At 50.6% G+C, this 15,977-nt stretch carries 16 protein-coding genes; 13 read left to right on the top strand and 3 right to left on the bottom strand.

The features are described from left to right. Positions 1–9: 9 nt before the first annotated feature. Positions 10–1,839, top strand: a complete 1,830-nt coding sequence (locus DWX68_RS03975; protein WP_118628660.1) for an ABC transporter ATP-binding protein — start codon at positions 10–12, stop codon at positions 1,837–1,839. A gap of 96 nt (positions 1,840–1,935) precedes the next feature. Here the strand turns inward: DWX68_RS03975 and DWX68_RS03980 are convergent, their stop codons facing one another. After that, positions 1,936–2,640, bottom strand: a complete 705-nt coding sequence (locus tag DWX68_RS03980) for a hypothetical protein (protein WP_107000168.1) — start codon at positions 2,638–2,640, stop codon at positions 1,936–1,938. A 286-nt stretch (positions 2,641–2,926) separates the two neighbouring features. Here DWX68_RS03980 and DWX68_RS03985 point away from each other — a divergent pair, with 286 nt between their 5' ends. Both DWX68_RS03985 and hslO read left to right on the top strand, forming a co-directional pair. Continuing rightward, a complete protein-coding gene (locus DWX68_RS03985; RefSeq protein ID WP_118293280.1) occupies positions 2,927–3,682 on the top strand; it encodes a class I SAM-dependent methyltransferase in 756 nt (251 codons plus the stop codon). A gap of 3 nt (positions 3,683–3,685) precedes the next feature. Next, positions 3,686–4,603, top strand: a complete 918-nt coding sequence (gene hslO / locus DWX68_RS03990; RefSeq protein ID WP_118628716.1) for an Hsp33 family molecular chaperone HslO — start codon at positions 3,686–3,688, stop codon at positions 4,601–4,603. Between the two features lie 234 nt (positions 4,604–4,837). On the opposite strand, the gene DWX68_RS03995 is transcribed toward hslO, so the two are convergent. Further along, a complete protein-coding gene (locus DWX68_RS03995; protein WP_022359797.1) occupies positions 4,838–5,038 on the bottom strand; it encodes a cold shock domain-containing protein in 201 nt (66 codons plus the stop codon). A 290-nt stretch (positions 5,039–5,328) separates the two neighbouring features. On the opposite strand from DWX68_RS03995, the gene DWX68_RS04000 reads away from it, so the two are divergent. Then, positions 5,329–5,949: a DUF5662 family protein gene (locus tag DWX68_RS04000; protein ID WP_243027522.1), complete on the top strand. Its 621-nt coding sequence runs from the start codon at positions 5,329–5,331 to the stop codon at positions 5,947–5,949. A 1-nt stretch (position 5,950) separates the two neighbouring features. Here the strand turns inward: DWX68_RS04000 and DWX68_RS04005 are convergent, their stop codons facing one another. After that, a complete protein-coding gene (locus DWX68_RS04005) occupies positions 5,951–7,060 on the bottom strand; it encodes a ribonuclease H-like domain-containing protein (protein WP_118628661.1) in 1,110 nt (369 codons plus the stop codon). Between the two features lie 293 nt (positions 7,061–7,353). Here DWX68_RS04005 and DWX68_RS04010 point away from each other — a divergent pair, with 293 nt between their 5' ends. The 9 genes from DWX68_RS04010 to DWX68_RS04050 all read left to right on the top strand — a co-directional run bounded on the left by DWX68_RS04010 (position 7,354) and on the right by DWX68_RS04050 (position 15,788). Then, positions 7,354–7,473, top strand: coding sequence for a hypothetical protein (locus tag DWX68_RS04010; protein ID WP_117796415.1), 120 nt, complete (start codon positions 7,354–7,356; stop codon positions 7,471–7,473). Between the two features lie 280 nt (positions 7,474–7,753). Further along, a complete protein-coding gene (locus DWX68_RS04015; protein ID WP_182432133.1) occupies positions 7,754–9,721 on the top strand; it encodes an NAD(+) synthase in 1,968 nt (655 codons plus the stop codon). After that, positions 9,718–10,512 carry an RNA methyltransferase gene (locus DWX68_RS04020; protein WP_118628663.1) on the top strand — a complete coding sequence of 265 codons (795 nt, stop codon included), beginning with the start codon at positions 9,718–9,720 and terminating at the stop codon, positions 10,510–10,512. Before DWX68_RS04015 ends, DWX68_RS04020 begins: the two co-directional genes overlap by 4 nt. A 220-nt stretch (positions 10,513–10,732) precedes the next feature. After that, positions 10,733–11,170, top strand: a complete 438-nt coding sequence (locus DWX68_RS04025) for an NfeD family protein (protein ID WP_118628664.1) — start codon at positions 10,733–10,735, stop codon at positions 11,168–11,170. Between the two features lie 5 nt (positions 11,171–11,175). After that, the gene (locus tag DWX68_RS04030) at positions 11,176–12,114 is read left to right on the top strand and encodes an SPFH domain-containing protein (RefSeq protein WP_022359803.1); all 939 of its coding nucleotides are present in this window, start codon (positions 11,176–11,178) and stop codon (positions 12,112–12,114) included. Between the two features lie 237 nt (positions 12,115–12,351). After that, entirely contained in the window at positions 12,352–12,660 is a 309-nt protein-coding gene (locus DWX68_RS04035; protein WP_022359804.1) for a DUF6637 family protein, read from the top strand. Positions 12,661–12,665: 5 nt separating this feature from the next. After that, positions 12,666–13,646, top strand: coding sequence for a biotin--[acetyl-CoA-carboxylase] ligase (locus tag DWX68_RS04040; protein ID WP_118472057.1), 981 nt, complete (start codon positions 12,666–12,668; stop codon positions 13,644–13,646). Continuing rightward, entirely contained in the window at positions 13,639–14,829 is a 1,191-nt protein-coding gene (locus DWX68_RS04045; protein WP_118628665.1) for an A/G-specific adenine glycosylase, read from the top strand. The genes DWX68_RS04040 and DWX68_RS04045 overlap by 8 nt, the downstream gene beginning before the upstream one ends. Positions 14,830–14,867: 38 nt before the next feature. Then, positions 14,868–15,788, top strand: coding sequence for a YegS/Rv2252/BmrU family lipid kinase (locus DWX68_RS04050; protein WP_118293271.1), 921 nt, complete (start codon positions 14,868–14,870; stop codon positions 15,786–15,788). The last annotated feature ends 189 nt before the right edge of the window (positions 15,789–15,977 follow it).

The following is a 15,977-nucleotide window of genomic DNA, read 5'->3' on the forward strand; positions in this document are numbered from 1 at the left end:
GGCGAAAAGATGGAACCATTGGTTGAGATAAAAAATCTGTCGATCCGTTTTCCAGAAGGAAATTCGACCTTTGAGGCAGTCAAGGGCATCAGCTTTTCGATCGGAAAAGGAGAGATCGTCGGAGTAGTCGGCGAGTCAGGGTCAGGAAAATCCATGAGTGCGCTGGCACTGATGGGGCTGCTTCCGAAGGACGCCGAGATTGCCTCCGGATCGCTCTGTTTTCAGGGAGAAGATCTGGTGACCATGAAACCGGAAAAGCGGAGACAGCTATGCGGCAGCAAAATGGCGATGGTCTTTCAGGAGCCGATGACCTCCTTAAATCCGGTATTGAAAATCGAACGGCAGGTCGGGGAAAGCCTGCGGATCCATACGAAACTCGGAAATGCTGAGATCCATGAACGGGTCGTGCAGGCACTCTCAGAAGTCGGTCTGCCGGACCCGGAGGGGCTGTGCGGTAAATACCCGCATGAACTTTCTGGCGGCATGCGCCAGCGTGTGATGATCGCGCAGGCGATGATCAATTCTCCGAGTCTTCTGATTGCGGATGAGCCGACGACAGCGTTAGACTGTGTCGTTCAGGCACAGATCCTGGAGCTTCTGCGGAATATCCACCGGACCAAGGGAACGTCGATTCTCTTTATTTCCCATGATCTGAATGTTGTGCGTGCGCTCTGCAGCCGTGTGATCGTGGTTTATAAGGGCGAGATCGTGGAAGAAGGGCAGACGGAAGACGTCCTTCTGCATCCGAAGCATGAATATACGCGCCATCTGGTGGCGTCGATTCCGGAGGGAGAAAAAGGGGAAAGCTCCGGCGGGGAGATCCTGCGCCTGACGGATTTGAACGTATTTTACGATGTGCGTGGCGGTCTGTTCCGCAAAAAAGGAAAAAAACACGTAATTCACGATCTGAACCTGTCGGCAAGAGAGGGAGAGATTGTGGGGATCGTGGGCGAGAGCGGCTGCGGCAAATCGACGCTCAGCAAGACGATCCTGGGACTTCACGACAATTATACGGGTGAGGTGAAGGTGCGTGACGGTGTCCGTCCGCAGATGGTATTTCAAGATCCGGCGGGATCGCTTAACCCGGCGCGGACGATCGGATGGATTCTGGAAGAACCGTTGCGCCTGCGCGGCATCAGAGACCGCGCAGAGCGCAGGCAGCTAGTGAAAGAAATGCTTGAAAATGTCGGACTGGACGAGTCCTTTGCGGCGCGCCATCCGAGAGAGCTTTCTGGCGGTCAGAAACAGCGCATCAGCATCGGCGTGGCCCTTCTCATGGATCCGCGCCTGGTGATCGCGGATGAGCCTGTTTCGGCGCTTGATGTGACGGTCCAGTCCCAGATTTTGAACCTGCTTTTGAAGCTGCACGCCGAAAAGCAGATGACCATCCTCTTTATTTCCCACGATCTGAACGTCGTGCGCGGGCTCTGCAGCCGTGTCATGGTCATTTACAGGGGTGTGATTGTGGAAGAAGGTCTGGCAGAAGAGATCTATGAGCATCCGGCGCACCCGTACACGAAACTTCTGCTGGAAGCGGCGATCGGCGGGGATACAATGGAACTGGATGCGGAGGCAGGAAAGCAGAGTGCGGAGCCGGAGAGAGACAGCCGGATGGAAAAACCGGAGCGGGGACAGACGAAAGGGAACCTTTTGGAAAATCAGGAAAAAGAGCGGTCCGTCCAGAATGCACCAAAGAAGATAGCGGGCAGTGGGGAGAAGTGTATCTTTTATGAGCGCTGTCCGAAGAGAAGAGAGGCGTGTGCCCATGTGCCGCTGTCACCGGAGGCAGTACAACTTTCAAGGACACACTGGGCGCGGTGTATTCAGATAGAAGCATAATCTGATAAGCTGAAATAGAGAAAAACGAAATAGCAGCCGAAAAAAGACAGACGGTTCAGCCTATGCCAGGGAAAGCGGCATGGCTTGAATCGTCTGTCAATGTTTTTTCCTGCGGTGGGAAATTAAAGTGCGCGGCTGCTCACTGGAAGAATCCTGCTGCCCCTGCTGTGCCTCACCGGAAAGCTGCAGCGGCTCCCGGCGGTGCCGGAGTGAATGGTAAAAAAGCCAGATCAGATCCACCAGGGCGATCAGAAACGCACATCCGGCTAATAGATGAAATACCTCATGCGTCAGAGCGGGATACGGCAGAGCGGATATGATATAAGGAGAAGTCATGTTCCGCAGGGAGCTCACCGTCCAGGAGAGACTGTCCGCCATCGTCTGGAGAAGCGATTCATAGGTATCCTCGTTCAGGCGGATCAAACGCCCGTTTAATGAAAGTGCTTTGCGTTCGGGCGGCTCTGGATAGCCGGAAGACGGATCGAGCAGATAGAAATGGCAGGTTCCATTTTCCAGAGAGTAATAATAATATCCGGTCTCTTTCTTTCCATCGTAGGCAGCGCACCCTGTATAATATAAGGAAGGAGCGTTCACCGAGACATAGGGCTGAGCCGGGTTATAAAAATCTTCAAACTTGCACTGGCTGTTTATCGGCCGCGGGGAGTGTGAATTTTCCCCGGCATTCTGCCACAGGAGCAGGATGGACGCGATCAGCACCAGCGCCGGAAGCCACATCTGCCGACGGTAAAAACGGCGGCTTTTGATGGGGGAATGTTTTTGTTTTTCAGTCAAATTTTTCATACGCTCTAGTATAGTCAGTTCTGCGTGGAACGTCAAGAGTTAGTGTATACGACAAAATCCTGCTGCCACCACGTTTTCTTACGGCACTTTCGGTTCCCAAAGTGCCTACCTGTAAACAATTACTCCATTCCTGGTCATCTGCGCGTGCTTTTTCAATTATTCTTGCAAACAGGGCGAAAAATTGCTATGATGGGAGTGCTGGCATCGGAAGGAGATTGTGCAGTAGGGGAAAGCTTTCGATGCATGGCAGTCATTTTTGCATTGGCAATATAGAAGGAGAGGCTAAATGGACGCTTACACGAGTTTTGCGGAAGTATATGATATGTTTATGGATAATATTCCCTATGAGGACTGGTGCGGGTACCTGACTTCTCTTTTAAAGGAATATGGGATCAATGATGGTCTGGTGCTGGATCTGGGATGCGGAACCGGCACGCTGACGGAGCTTCTGGCAAAGGAAGGCTATGATATGATCGGCGTGGATGTCTCGGAGGATATGCTGCAGGAAGCAATCGAAAAACGGGCAGAATCCGGGCTGCCAATTTTGTATTTATTGCAGGATATGCGCGAATTTGAATTGTACGGGACGGTCCGGGCGGTCGTGAGTATCTGCGATTCGCTGAATTATATTCTGGATTATGACGATCTGGCGCACGTATTTTCGCTGGTCAACAATTATCTGGATCCGAAGGGAATGTTCATTTTCGACCTGAACACGGAGGCAAAGTTTCAGGCAATGGGAAGTGAGACGATCGCGGAGGCGCGCGACGAGGGGAGCTTCATCTGGGAAAATGAGTATGATGAAGAGGAGAAAATTAACTCCTACGATCTGACGCTCTTTATCCGCGAGGAGGATGACTTATACCGCCGCTATCAGGAGACGCATTTTGAGCGCGCGTGGTCGTTGGACGAGATAAAAAAGGCGCTCACAGAGGCGGGCATGGAATTTGTGGCGGCGTATGACGCATTTACGAAGAACGCGCCGCGAAAAGAGAGCGACCGAATCTATGTGGTTGCGAGAGAACATGGAAAAGAGGTATAAATGATGGAAAAGATAAAAGCAGGTGAAATAACGGAACAGACCGGAGATTATATGCTCCGTGCGACGGCGGCGAATGGTCAGATCCGCGCATTTGCGGCGACTTCCCGCGATCTGGTGGAGAAAGCCAGACAGGCGCACAATACCAGCCCGGTGGCGACCGCAGCGCTGGGACGGCTGATGACGGCAGGGGTCATGATGGGGTCGATGATGAAAGCGGACAGTGATCTTTTAACCATCCGGATCGAGGGCGATGGTCCGATCGGCGGTCTGACGGTGACAGCTGATAAGAACGGCAATGTCAAGGGCTACGCGTTCCACCCGGAGGTAATGCTGCCGCCGAATGCGAAGGGCAAGCTGGATGTGGGCGGTGCGCTGGGAGTCGGCGTCTTAAGCGTAATCCAGGATATCGGTTTGAAAGAGCCGTATGTGGGACAGACGATCCTGGTAACGGGTGAGATTGCGGAAGATCTGACTTATTACTATGCGACCTCCGAGCAGACTCCGTCCTCCGTGGCACTGGGCGTTCTGATGAATAAAGAAAATACGGTGCGCCAGGCAGGCGGATTTATCATCCAGCTTCTTCCGGGAGCAGAGGAGGCGACGATCGCGGCACTTGAAAAGACGATCGGTGAGCTGGAGCCGGTGACGACGATGTTAAATAAGGGAATGACCCCGGAGGACATTCTGGAGCTGATTTTAGGACAATTTGGTCTGGAGATTCTGGATAAGATGCCGATTCAGTTTACCTGCAACTGCACCAAGAGCCGTGTAGAAAAGGCGCTGATCAGCATCGGCGGCAAGGAGCTGCAGGAGATGATCGACGAGGGCAAGAGCATCGAAGTCAACTGCCAGTTCTGCAACAAGCACTATGAATTTAGTGTGGATGAGCTGAAAAAACTGTACGAGAAAGCTAAGAAGTAAAAAGAAATGAGATAATAGATATGGCTGCTGTGCGGAAAAAGGATATTTGGATATGTTCCGCATGGCAGGACAGAAAAAAAGGTCACTGTTCACACATGTGTGAGCAGTGACGAAAAAAGGGATACTGCCGAAGCGGTATCCCTTTTTATAATCACTTTACTTAGATCAATATAACGTATTCGCAAAATATATATCAAACATATTTGGAAAACAGGTACACTGGAAAGTTGATGATTAAAGCTTGGTTACGTTAGTAGCCTGCGGTCCCTTAGCACCGTTAACAACTTCGAACTCTACCTGAGCGCCTTCCTCAAGAGACTTGAAGCCTTCCATGTTCAGTCCGGAGTAGTGAACGAATACATCGTTGCCCTGCTCGTCGCAGATAAATCCGTAACCTTTCTGGTTGTTGAACCACTTTACAGTACCTCTGTTCATATGATACCTCCAAAAAAATATAAAAAATAGTGATGGTCGCATGGATTTACGACCTGTTCCAAGAATAGCATAGTTTCATATTGATGTCAAACGTTTTCGCATAAAATTTCTGGAAATTCAGACATTTAAAAATAGTTAAATTTTTGTGGAAAATAAGGGCATTTGTTACTGTACACACATGTGTGCCCAGTAACGGGTATTTTCCAGAAAGCCGCGAAAGAAAGTGGGGTTGTCAAACCAGAATACGGGGGGTAAAATAGGAGGAAAGAAAAGGGGAAAGAGGTAGGAAAATGAATTATATTTACAATGCGTATCATCATTTTTTGACGATCACGAAACATAAATGCGAGGTCATGAAAAACTGCTTTGCGGTAGGGCTGTACCGCCAGGGACTTCTGCACGACCTCTCCAAGTATTCCTGGGAGGAATTTGTGACCGGCGTTAAATATTATCAGGGAAACCGCAGCCCAAATGCAGCGGAAAAAGAAGAAAAGGGCTATTCGGCGGCATGGCTGCACCACAAGGGACGCAACAAACATCATTTCGAATACTGGATCGATTTTGCACCGGACAAGTCCTGGGGGCTTGTCGGCAATAAAATGCCCCTTCGCTACCTGATCGAGATGGTAATGGACCGGATTGCCGCGTCGAAGGTTTATAAGGGAAAAGATTACACGGATGCGTGTGCGTGGGAATACTTTGAAAGAGGCAGAGATTTTGTCGTGATGCACCCGAGGACGAAGTACCAGCTGGAATATCTCCTCACGATGCTGAAAGAGCAGGGCGAGGAGAGAACCTTTGCGTTCATCCGGGCGCTGCTTGCGCGGGAGAGGGCGAAAGAACAGGCAGTCCGGAGAAAACGGATGGGATACGTGATCCGGGAGATAAGAGAGCGTGGACGGGTGCTGTAATTTATAAGGACAATTCTCTCAGATAATTATGTAAGTACAGCACTGCCGTCTCTGGATCTGTGAAAAGCTGTTCTGAATACGGCACAAACAGCTGCTTACTCTTATAGTCTGCTTTCAGGCATTCATGCCACATCGGAGTGCCATCTGCAAGAAGCGGCTGCGGCACAAACAGCCCGGCTGCGCGGGTGTAGCACGTTTTGGCGGTTGCCTTCTTGCGGGCGGAGCGATCCACATACTGACCGACACTTTTGTGGATGGCGCAGTCCTCGTAGATCATATAGTAATAATTCTCATAATCGCTGTAAAATCGTTTCAGTTCCCCGGAATATAATGGAAGGTCGAGCGTCAGGCGGTTTCCTTCCGCCGACAGCTCCAGCTCACCGATGGAAAACTGGAATCTGCTTGTCAGAGAGACGGGACTTTCATAGTGAAGCAGCAGGTGCTTTTCTGAGTTTCCGTCCGCATATGGGATATCACGGCTTTCTGAACCTTTGAAAGAAAAATCGCCGGTCAGAAAGTCCGGGTAGGCGAGAATCGGCAGAATCTGCGGCATTCCCTTTAAGTCATCCTCGTTATGGAGAATCAGAAGGTGTTTCAGCAGTTCAGAGTGCGTCTGTAAATATTCACCGTAAACCTCGATGAGCTGACCGCCGTTGTACTTATCTTCGCGGGCAATGCCGAGGAACCGCTCGATGCTTTTTTGTTTCAGATTTTCAAGTCCCAGCAATTTTTTTAATGGGCGTATTTTCTTATAAATATCAAAACTTTCAACTGCTTCAAAATTCCAGTTCTTTTTATAAAAAACACAGCGTTTCGTCAGAAATGGAATGTCAAACCCGTCGCCGTTGAAATGGACGAGGATGCGCTTTGTCCGGAGAAGTGCAAAAAAAGCGTCGAGAACCTCTTCCTCCGCATCCCTCGTCTCGGCAAAATACTGGGTCAGAATCCAGGTGTTTCCGTCGTGCCAGACGCAGCCGATCAGATAGACTGAGGCGTAGTCGCCGGAAAAGCCGGTCGTCTCGATATCGAAAAAGAGCAGATCGGAGATAGCTCCTAACCGTTTGGGCGGATAAGAGGAAGTAAAGGTCAGCGGATTTTGAATGGTGATCATTTGGCAGTATCCTCCTGTGTCGGTTTATAATGTCCGCCCCTGGTCCGCATTGCGTCGGGGATTGGTTTCAGACTGTAACCTATGGCGTTATTATAAATTCATCGGAAGTGAAAAGCAACCGTTTAAAACGACAAAACAATAACACACCCGGTATCGTGAAATATCCGTTCTGGCAGTTGAGTAAAAAGAAAAACAATTTGTAAACCTTCAGTGGTACAAGTTTGGCAATCTTTTGAAATTCCGATATACTAGAAAATGTCGGAAGTGACAGCGGGAAATGTGGTTGTACCAATATGGCAATTCGGGAATTTTTGGCGGAAAGACTGGCAGATTATGAGATCCCGCGCGAATTTGCCTTGCTAAAGGAGTTTCCAAAGACTGAAAGCGGAAAGATTCGTAAAAAAGAACTGTGAAAATTGCTTTTTCTTGTCGAAAAAAGAAAAAGATTTATTGTGCAAAATGACAAAGGTGACGTTGACAAAATTGGAAAAGAGTGGTATATTTACATACAGCAATCAAACTATTTAATGTAACGGTTGTGAACGTGACCGGAGAGCTGCTTTCTGTGGGGGAAAAGCGGCTCTCTTTTTATGTCATAGGAAACTTCGTCCTATGTGTTTGACTTTTTGTATAGTGACCGCTACAATAAATATGTGTTTCTAAAAATCATTTATAAGGGAGACAAACCATATGATAAGAGATGGCTTTATCCGGGTTGCCGCGTCAACACCGGAAGTGAAGGTGGCAGATGTAGAGTACAACCGGGAACAGGTTTGTGAACAGATAGAGGAGGGGCGCAAAAAGGGCGCTTCGATTATGGTATTTCCAGAGCTGGTGCTGACGGGATATACGTGCGGTGAGCTGTTTATCCAGAAATCGCTGCTGGCGAAGGCAAAGGAAGAGCTTAGGAAGCTGATCGCCTTTACAGCTGGCGATTCAATGCTTGTATTTGTAGGACTTCCGTGGGAATACAACAATAAATTGTACAATGTGGCAGCGGCGATCCAGGATGGAAAGCTGCTCGGTCTGGTTCCGAAGAGATGGATTCCAAACTATTCTGAATTTTATGAGGGACGTTATTTCAACCCGGGCTGGGAAAAGACAATCGACGTTTCCTGGGACGGTTATCAGGTGCCAATGGGAATGAAGCTTTTATTTTCCTGTGACAATGTGGAAAATCTCGTCGTGGGGGCGGAGATCTGCGAGGACGTCTGGGTTTTAAATCCACCGAGTATTGCACACGCGTCGGCGGGGGCAACGGTGATCGTCAACTGTTCTGCCAGCGATGAGGTGACAGGCAAGAGCGAGTACCGCAGAAGTCTGATCAGCGGTCAGTCGGCGCGGCTGCTCTGTGCGTATATTTACGCCAATGCGGGCGAGGGAGAGTCTTCCCAGGATCTCGTTTTTGGCGGCCAGAATATTATCGCTGAGAATGGCAATATCCTGTCGGAGTCAGCGCGATTTGAGAATCAGACAATCTACGCAGATATCGATTTGGAACGTCTGGAATGTGAGCGCCGCCGGATGACGACCTATCAGACAGAAGACCGTGAGGATTACCGGTTTGTAAGCTTTACGCTGGATCGGAAACCGCTTGCGCTGGAGCGCACGATCGATCCGACCCCGTTTGTCCCACACGATGCGGGCAGCCGGAACCGCCGCTGCGAGGAGATCCTTTCGATCCAGGCGATGGGATTGAAAAAACGTCTCAAACATACCGGATGCCGCCATGCTGTCGTTGGTATTTCAGGCGGTCTGGATTCAACGCTGGCACTTTTAGTAACCGTGCGCGCCTTTGATCTGCTGGGGATTCCGCGTGAAAATATCCTGTCTGTGACGATGCCGTGCTTTGGTACGACTGACCGGACGTACCAGAATGCCTGCCAGCTCACGAAAAAGCTGGGTGCAACCTTGAAAGAAGTCGATATCCGAGAGGCAGTTACTATCCATTTCCGTGACATTGAGCAGGATCCGTCGGTTCATGATGTAACGTATGAAAATTCACAGGCACGCCAGAGAACGCTGGTTCTGATGAACCTTGCCAATAAGATCGGCGGTCTAGTCATCGGTACCGGCGATATGTCGGAGCTGGCGCTTGGCTGGGCGACCTACAACGGCGATCATATGTCGATGTACGGTGTCAACTGCTCGGTTCCGAAGATGCTGGTGCGCCATCTGGTGCGCTATTATGCAGATACCTGTGGCGAGAAAGAGCTTTCTGATATTCTACTGGATGTACTGGATACACCGGTCAGCCCGGAGCTTCTGCCGCCGGAGGAGGATGGAAAGATTGCACAGAAAACGGAGGATTTGGTTGGTCCTTATGAGCTGCATGATTTCTATCTCTACTATATATTAAGATTCGGCTACCGTCCGGGCAAGATTTACCGCCTGGCGCGTCAGGCATTTGACGGTGCTTATGATAAGGAAACGATCCTTAAATGGCTGAAGGTGTTCTACCGCCGTTTCTTCAACCAGCAGTTTAAGCGTTCCTGCCTGCCGGATGGTCCGAAGGTAGGTTCTGCTGCAGTATCACCGCGCGGCGACCTGCGTATGCCGAGCGATGCGTGCAGCCGCCTGTGGCTGGAGGAGCTGGAAACACTGGATGAGGATTGCGTTTACGGAGTGCCGGAGACGAACGCGGCAGGAGGCAGCCTGTGATCGCGAGCACGGGCAACGCCCGTGTCAGAGCGGTGACGGCGCTTGCAAAGAAAGCAAAAGCAAGACGGGAACAGGGCGTCTTTTTGGTGGAAGGTCCGAAGATGTTCGGGGAACTGCCGGTGGAGAGACGCCGCGAAGTCTATGTGTCGGAAAATTTTCTGCGCCAGCAGGGGGAAAGAGCAGAAAAACTGCTGGCTGGCTGCCGGTATGAGACGGTGACGGATGAGGTCATGCGCCATATGTCGGACACCCAGACACCGCAGGGAATCCTGGCGGTAGCGGAACAGTTTTCCTATCAGCTCTCAGATGTGCTGAAAAATAGCCTGGACGGAAAGGCACCGGAGCTTGTGATTCTGGAGACGCTGCAGGATCCGGGTAATCTGGGAACAATCCTGCGTGCAGGAGAGGGAGCGGGTGTGACGGGCGTCATTCTTGACCGCGGTTCAGCCGATATTTACAGCCCGAAGGTTATCCGTTCCACGATGGGCTCGATCTACCGGGTACCGTTTATCTACACGGATGACCTGCATCAGACGATCGGGGAAGTGAAAAAACAGGGAATTCGCCTCTATGCGGCGCATTTAAAGGGAAAACATAACTACGAAGAAGAAAATTATACAGGTCCGTCCGGCTTTTTGATCGGAAACGAGGCGAATGGTTTGACCGAGGAGACGGCGGAGCTTGCTGACGCGTGGGTGAAGATTCCGATGGCTGGAAAGGTCGAATCTCTCAATGCAGCGGTGGCAGCTTCGGTGTTGCTGTTTGAGACGGCACGGCAGAGGCGGCAGTAAAATGCATTTTTTGAGACAATCTTTTTGAGCCGAATAGTTTGTGCAGATAGAGAATTGTGAAGAGATAAATGGAACTGCCGATGGATATGTTCCATTAAGAAGTTTGTAATAAAACCGTAAGTTCAAAAACAGAGCTGATTGGTTGATAAATGTCAGAAAATATCGTATACTAGTTTTAAGATATCAGGGTCAAAAGACCTATATGGAAGGAGGGGATGACATGGCAGTATGGTGTGTCTGGCTGGTGGTGTTTGTAGTGTGTATCGGGCTGGAAGCAGCGTCGATGGCGCTGACTTCGATCTGGTTTGCTGGAGGCGCTCTGATTGCGTGTGTCCTGTCGATCGCGGGAGTGAATCTTTACATTCAGATGGCAGTGTTTGTCGTTGTTTCATTCCTTCTTTTGTATTCAACAAGACCATTGGCACTCCGGTATATCAATCAGAAGACGGTGCGGACCAATGTGGACGCGCTGGTGGGTAAAAAAGCGCGGGTAACCGCAGAGATTGATAACGACGAGGCGAGAGGAACGGCGATGGTGTCCGGCCAGGAATGGACGGCACGCTCGGCGGATGGAAGCCGGATTCCGAGGGATACGATGGTACAGATTCAGGCGGTCAGCGGCGTCAAGCTGATTGTCAGCAAATGTAAGGAGGAGTAGGAAATATGGGAGCAGTTATCAGTTTTCTTGTCATTGCGATTGTGGTACTTCTGATTTTGTCATCCTGTATCCGGATCGTGCCGCAGGCACAGGCATTAGTCGTAGAGCGTCTGGGTGCTTATCTGGAGACATGGTCGGTTGGCGTGCATTTCAAGGTGCCGTTCATTGACCGCGTGGCAAAAAGAGTCATTTTAAAAGAGCAGGTTGTAGATTTTGCACCGCAGCCGGTTATCACGAAAGATAACGTTACGATGAAGATTGATACGGTTGTATTTTTCCAGATCACGGATCCGAAGCTGTTTGCTTATGGTGTTGAGAACCCGATCATGGCGATCGAGAACCTGACGGCGACCACCCTTCGAAATATCATTGGTGATCTCGAACTTGACCAGACCTTAACCTCCCGTGAGACGATCAACACGAAGATGCGCGCTGCACTCGATGTGGCGACAGACCCGTGGGGAATCAAGGTAAACCGTGTTGAGTTGAAAAATATCATTCCTCCGGCAGCCATTCAGGATGCGATGGAGAAACAGATGAAGGCAGAGCGTGAGCGCCGTGAGTCCATTCTCCGTGCCGAAGGCGAGAAGAAATCGACGATCCTGGTAGCCGAAGGTAAGAAAGAGTCCGCGATTCTGGAAGCAGAAGCAGAGAAGGAAGCGGCGATCCTGCGTGCAGAAGCACAGAAGGAAAAGATGATCCGCGAGGCAGAAGGTGAGGCGGAAGCGATCCTCAAAGTCCAGAAAGCGGAAGCAGACGGACTTCGCTTCATCAAGGAAGCAGGCGCGGACAATGCAGTGCTGCAGCTCAAGAGCCTGGAGGCATTTGCCAAAGCAGCGGACGGCAAGGCGACGAAGATCATCATCCCGTCCGAGATCCAGGGCATTGCCGGTCTGGTAAAGGGTCTGACGGAAGTTGGCACGGATGTTCAAAAGGCAGAGTAGCCGGGAGTGAGCGGCTCTAAGTTATAAAAAGAAGGTATAAGAAAAGGCTGATGGTTATGTAAAGCAGGAACCGCAGCCTTTTTCGATTTCTTTTTTGACAAGCCTGCGGACATTCGGTATAATATCCCATAGTGATATGTATACCCATATATGTTGATGAAAGGGTATATGCAAGAAGCTATGTGCTATATGAAGAATGAGGCTGTTGTTTGCGAATATAAGTAAGGAGTGGATGCGTTGAACCTGCAGGAAAAAAGAAAGAAAAGCGCGAATATCGCGTTTGCCCTGGATATGCTTCATATCGTAGTGGGTATATTGATCGTGATATTTGCGGTTCTTGCGTTTCTGAACCCGGATGAAAACCGGATTTTGTTTCCGGTAATCTTTCTTCTGGCGGCGGTACTGAATTTTGCCAATGGCTATGACCGCTATCGCCGGGGAAGGGGAAGAAAGCATCTGCGGACCGGCGGAATGATCCTGATGGCTGTGGGAGCAGGATTGTTCCTTTTATGTATTGTCAGTACACTTACAATATGGTGGGGGTAATAAAAGTGAAAACAGAAGTTTTGCGAATGTTAAAAGAAACGGATGATTACCTGTCCGGACAGGAGATCTGTGAGCGTTTAAATGTATCACGGACGGCAGTCTGGAAAGTTATCAAACAGTTGGAGACAGAAGGATATGAGATAGAGGCGGTCCGGAACCGCGGTTACCGGCTGCGTTTCCTGGGCGATGTTCTCAGCCAGGCAGAGCTGGAGAGCAGCATCGACAGCGAGTGGGCTGGAAAAAATATTTTATATTTTGACGAGACGGATTCAACCAATACCGAGATCAAGAAAGCGGCGGAGAAAGATGCCCCGCACGGTACGCTGGCAGTCGCGGATTATCAGTCGATGGGAAAGGGACGCCGCGGAAGAAGCTGGGCGGCGCCGCATGGCGTCGGCATCTGGATGAGCCTGCTTCTGCGCCCGGAGCTTCCTCCGACCTGCGCGTCGATGCTGACGCTGGTGGCGGCTCTGGCAGTTGCCGACGGGATTCGGGAGGTTTGTGATCTGGAGGCAAAGATCAAGTGGCCGAACGATATCGTCGTCAATGGAAAGAAGGTCTGCGGTATCCTGACCGAGATGAGCACGGAATTAGAGTGTATTAATTATATCGTGACTGGTATTGGTATCAACGTGGCAAATCACGAGTTCCCGGAGGAGATTCGGGATGTGGCAACGTCTCTGTATCTGGAGACAGGAAAAGAAGTGCGCCGCAGCCAGCTTATCGCCGCGATCATGCGTGCGTATGAGGGATATTATGATAAATTCATGGAAAACCAGAACATGAAATCCCTGATGGACGTTTATAACAGCCGTCTGGCAAACTGCGGTACACAGGTGCGCGTCCTGTCTCCGGGCAATGAGTATACGGGCATGGCGCTTGGAATTGATGAGATGGGCGAACTGCTGGTCCGCACAGAAGACGGAAAGGTATGCAAGGTGATCTCAGGAGAGGTATCTGTCCGGGGCATTTACGGATATGTATAAAGATTTTTATGCGTCGTTGAAGCCTTTAGAGGGGGAAATACCTTATGCGGAAGAAGAGAGGCTGGCGGCATCCGGCGCTCCATTGCTCTCCTGGTACCGGAAAAACCGGCGGCTCCTTCCGTGGCGGGAGAATCCGGAACCGTATTCGGTCTGGATTTCGGAGATCATGCTGCAGCAGACGCGGGTAGAGGCGGTCAAACCGTACTTTGCCCGTTTTATGGAAGCACTCCCGGACATCACCTCGCTCGCACAGGTGGACGAAGAGCGGCTTTTGAAGCTGTGGGAGGGACTTGGGTATTATTCCAGAGCCCGGAACCTAAAAAAGGCAGCGGTCTGCCTGATGGAAGACTACGGCGGTCAGATGCCGGCGTCGCGGGATGAGATATTGAAACTTCCGGGCATCGGAAGTTATACAGCCGGGGCAGTTGCGTCGATCGCGTATGATCTGCCGGCTCCGGCGCTGGATGGAAATGTGGTGCGTGTTCTGACACGCCTGTTTGCTGACCCACAGGACAGCACGAAGCCGGCGCTTCGAAAGAAATATGAGCGGCGCCTGGAGGCGGAACTTGTGCGCCGGACGGAGGAAAGAGATTCCTATTTGTTAGCCGGTGATGATGCCGGTGAGGTTTCAACGGCATCACGGTCAGAAGAGCTATTTCATCCAGGTGAATATAATCAGGCATGGATTGAGTTGGGCGCGCTTGTCTGCATCCCGGGCGGACGTCCGCTCTGTGAGAAGTGCCCGCTGGAATCCCTTTGTCTGGCGCACCGGCGGGGAGAGGAGGAGCAATATCCGGTCAAGCCGCCGAAAAAGCCGCGCCGGATCGAGGAAAAAACGGTCTGCCTGATTGAGTGGGAGGATACGGTGGCGATCCGCAAGCGCAGCAGCAAGGGATTGTTGGCGTCCCTCTACGAATATGTCAATCTGGACGGAAAAAAGAGTGCGGTGGAGGCAGCGAAAGAACTGGGGATCGCGGAGGCGGATATCAGGGAAACCGAGGATCTGCCGGATGCAGTCCACATTTTTTCCCATGTTGAATGGCATATGTGCGGACGCAGAATCCGCCTGAAACGGGCATCCGGTTATCAGGATAAAGCAGTTTTGATGGTGTGCCGGGCACAGCTGCAGGATCGCTATCCGATCCCCAATGCATTTCGCGTGTATACAAATATATTAATATGAAATACTGTTAGTGTGGGGGAGCAGGAGAAATGGCGATTATGAAAAAAATGCTTTTTATCATCAATCCGAGATCTGGCAAAGAACAGATTCGAAGTCGTCTTCTTGAAATTTTAGATAGTTTTGTAAAGGCGGGCTATGGACCGTCTGTTTATATTACGCAGGGCCCGAAGGATGCGGAGTATCAGGCGGCACGTGCGAAAACGAAGGAACTGGTCGTGTGCAGCGGCGGGGACGGTACGCTCAACGAGGTGGTATCGGGGCTGATGACGATCACCCCGGAAAAGCGCCCGGAGTTAGGATATATCCCGTCGGGTTCCACGAATGATTTCGCATCCAGTCTGGGACTTCCGAAAAATATGCGGAAAGCGGCGCAGACAGCTGTGCGGGGAAAACCATTTCTGGTGGATGTCGGTGTATTCGGTAAAAACCGATATTTCGTCTATGTGGCGGCGTTCGGAGCATTTACGGAGGTATCCTATTCGACCCCGCAGGAGACGAAAAATATTTTGGGGCATCAGGCATATATGCTGGAAGCTATCAAACGCCTGACAGGGCTTAAATCCTACCGGATGCGCCTTACGTGGGAACATCTGGGGGAGCAGAGAGAATTGGAAGAGGAATTTATTCTGGGAATGGTGACCAATACGACCTCGATCGGAGGTTTTAAAGGACTGGTTGGTATGGACGTGGCGCTGGATGACGGGGAGTTTGAGGTGCTTCTGGTCCGGAAACCGCGCACGCCGCTTGACATTGCAAGTATTGCTGCTTATCTGATTCAGAGAGAGGGCGAAAATGAATGCGTATTCAAGTTCCGCACCTCGAAACTGACGGTACAGTCGGAGGAGCTGGTGGACTGGTCGCTGGACGGTGAGTTTGGTGGAAGTCAGACAGAGGTCGTGATTGAAAATAAACCAAGAGAGATTGCGATCAGGGTGCCTGAAGTTACGGTTCGCGGATAGGCACTTTTGGAACCGAAAGTGCCGTAAGAAAACGTGGTGGCAGCAGGAATTTGCCGTATTTAAATGCGAAGCCACGGCAAATTGCGTTGCTGGGCACGTATGCGTGAACAGTAACTGCCTAAATAGAAATAGATCGAAAAATTTCGAAAATTGTTGAAAAATAGAATTTAATCGTATATAATGTACTTT

The sequence above is a fragment of the Clostridium sp. AF20-7 genome (genome assembly GCF_003479275.1).
GTDB lineage: Bacteria > Bacillota > Clostridia > Lachnospirales > Lachnospiraceae > Otoolea > Otoolea fessa.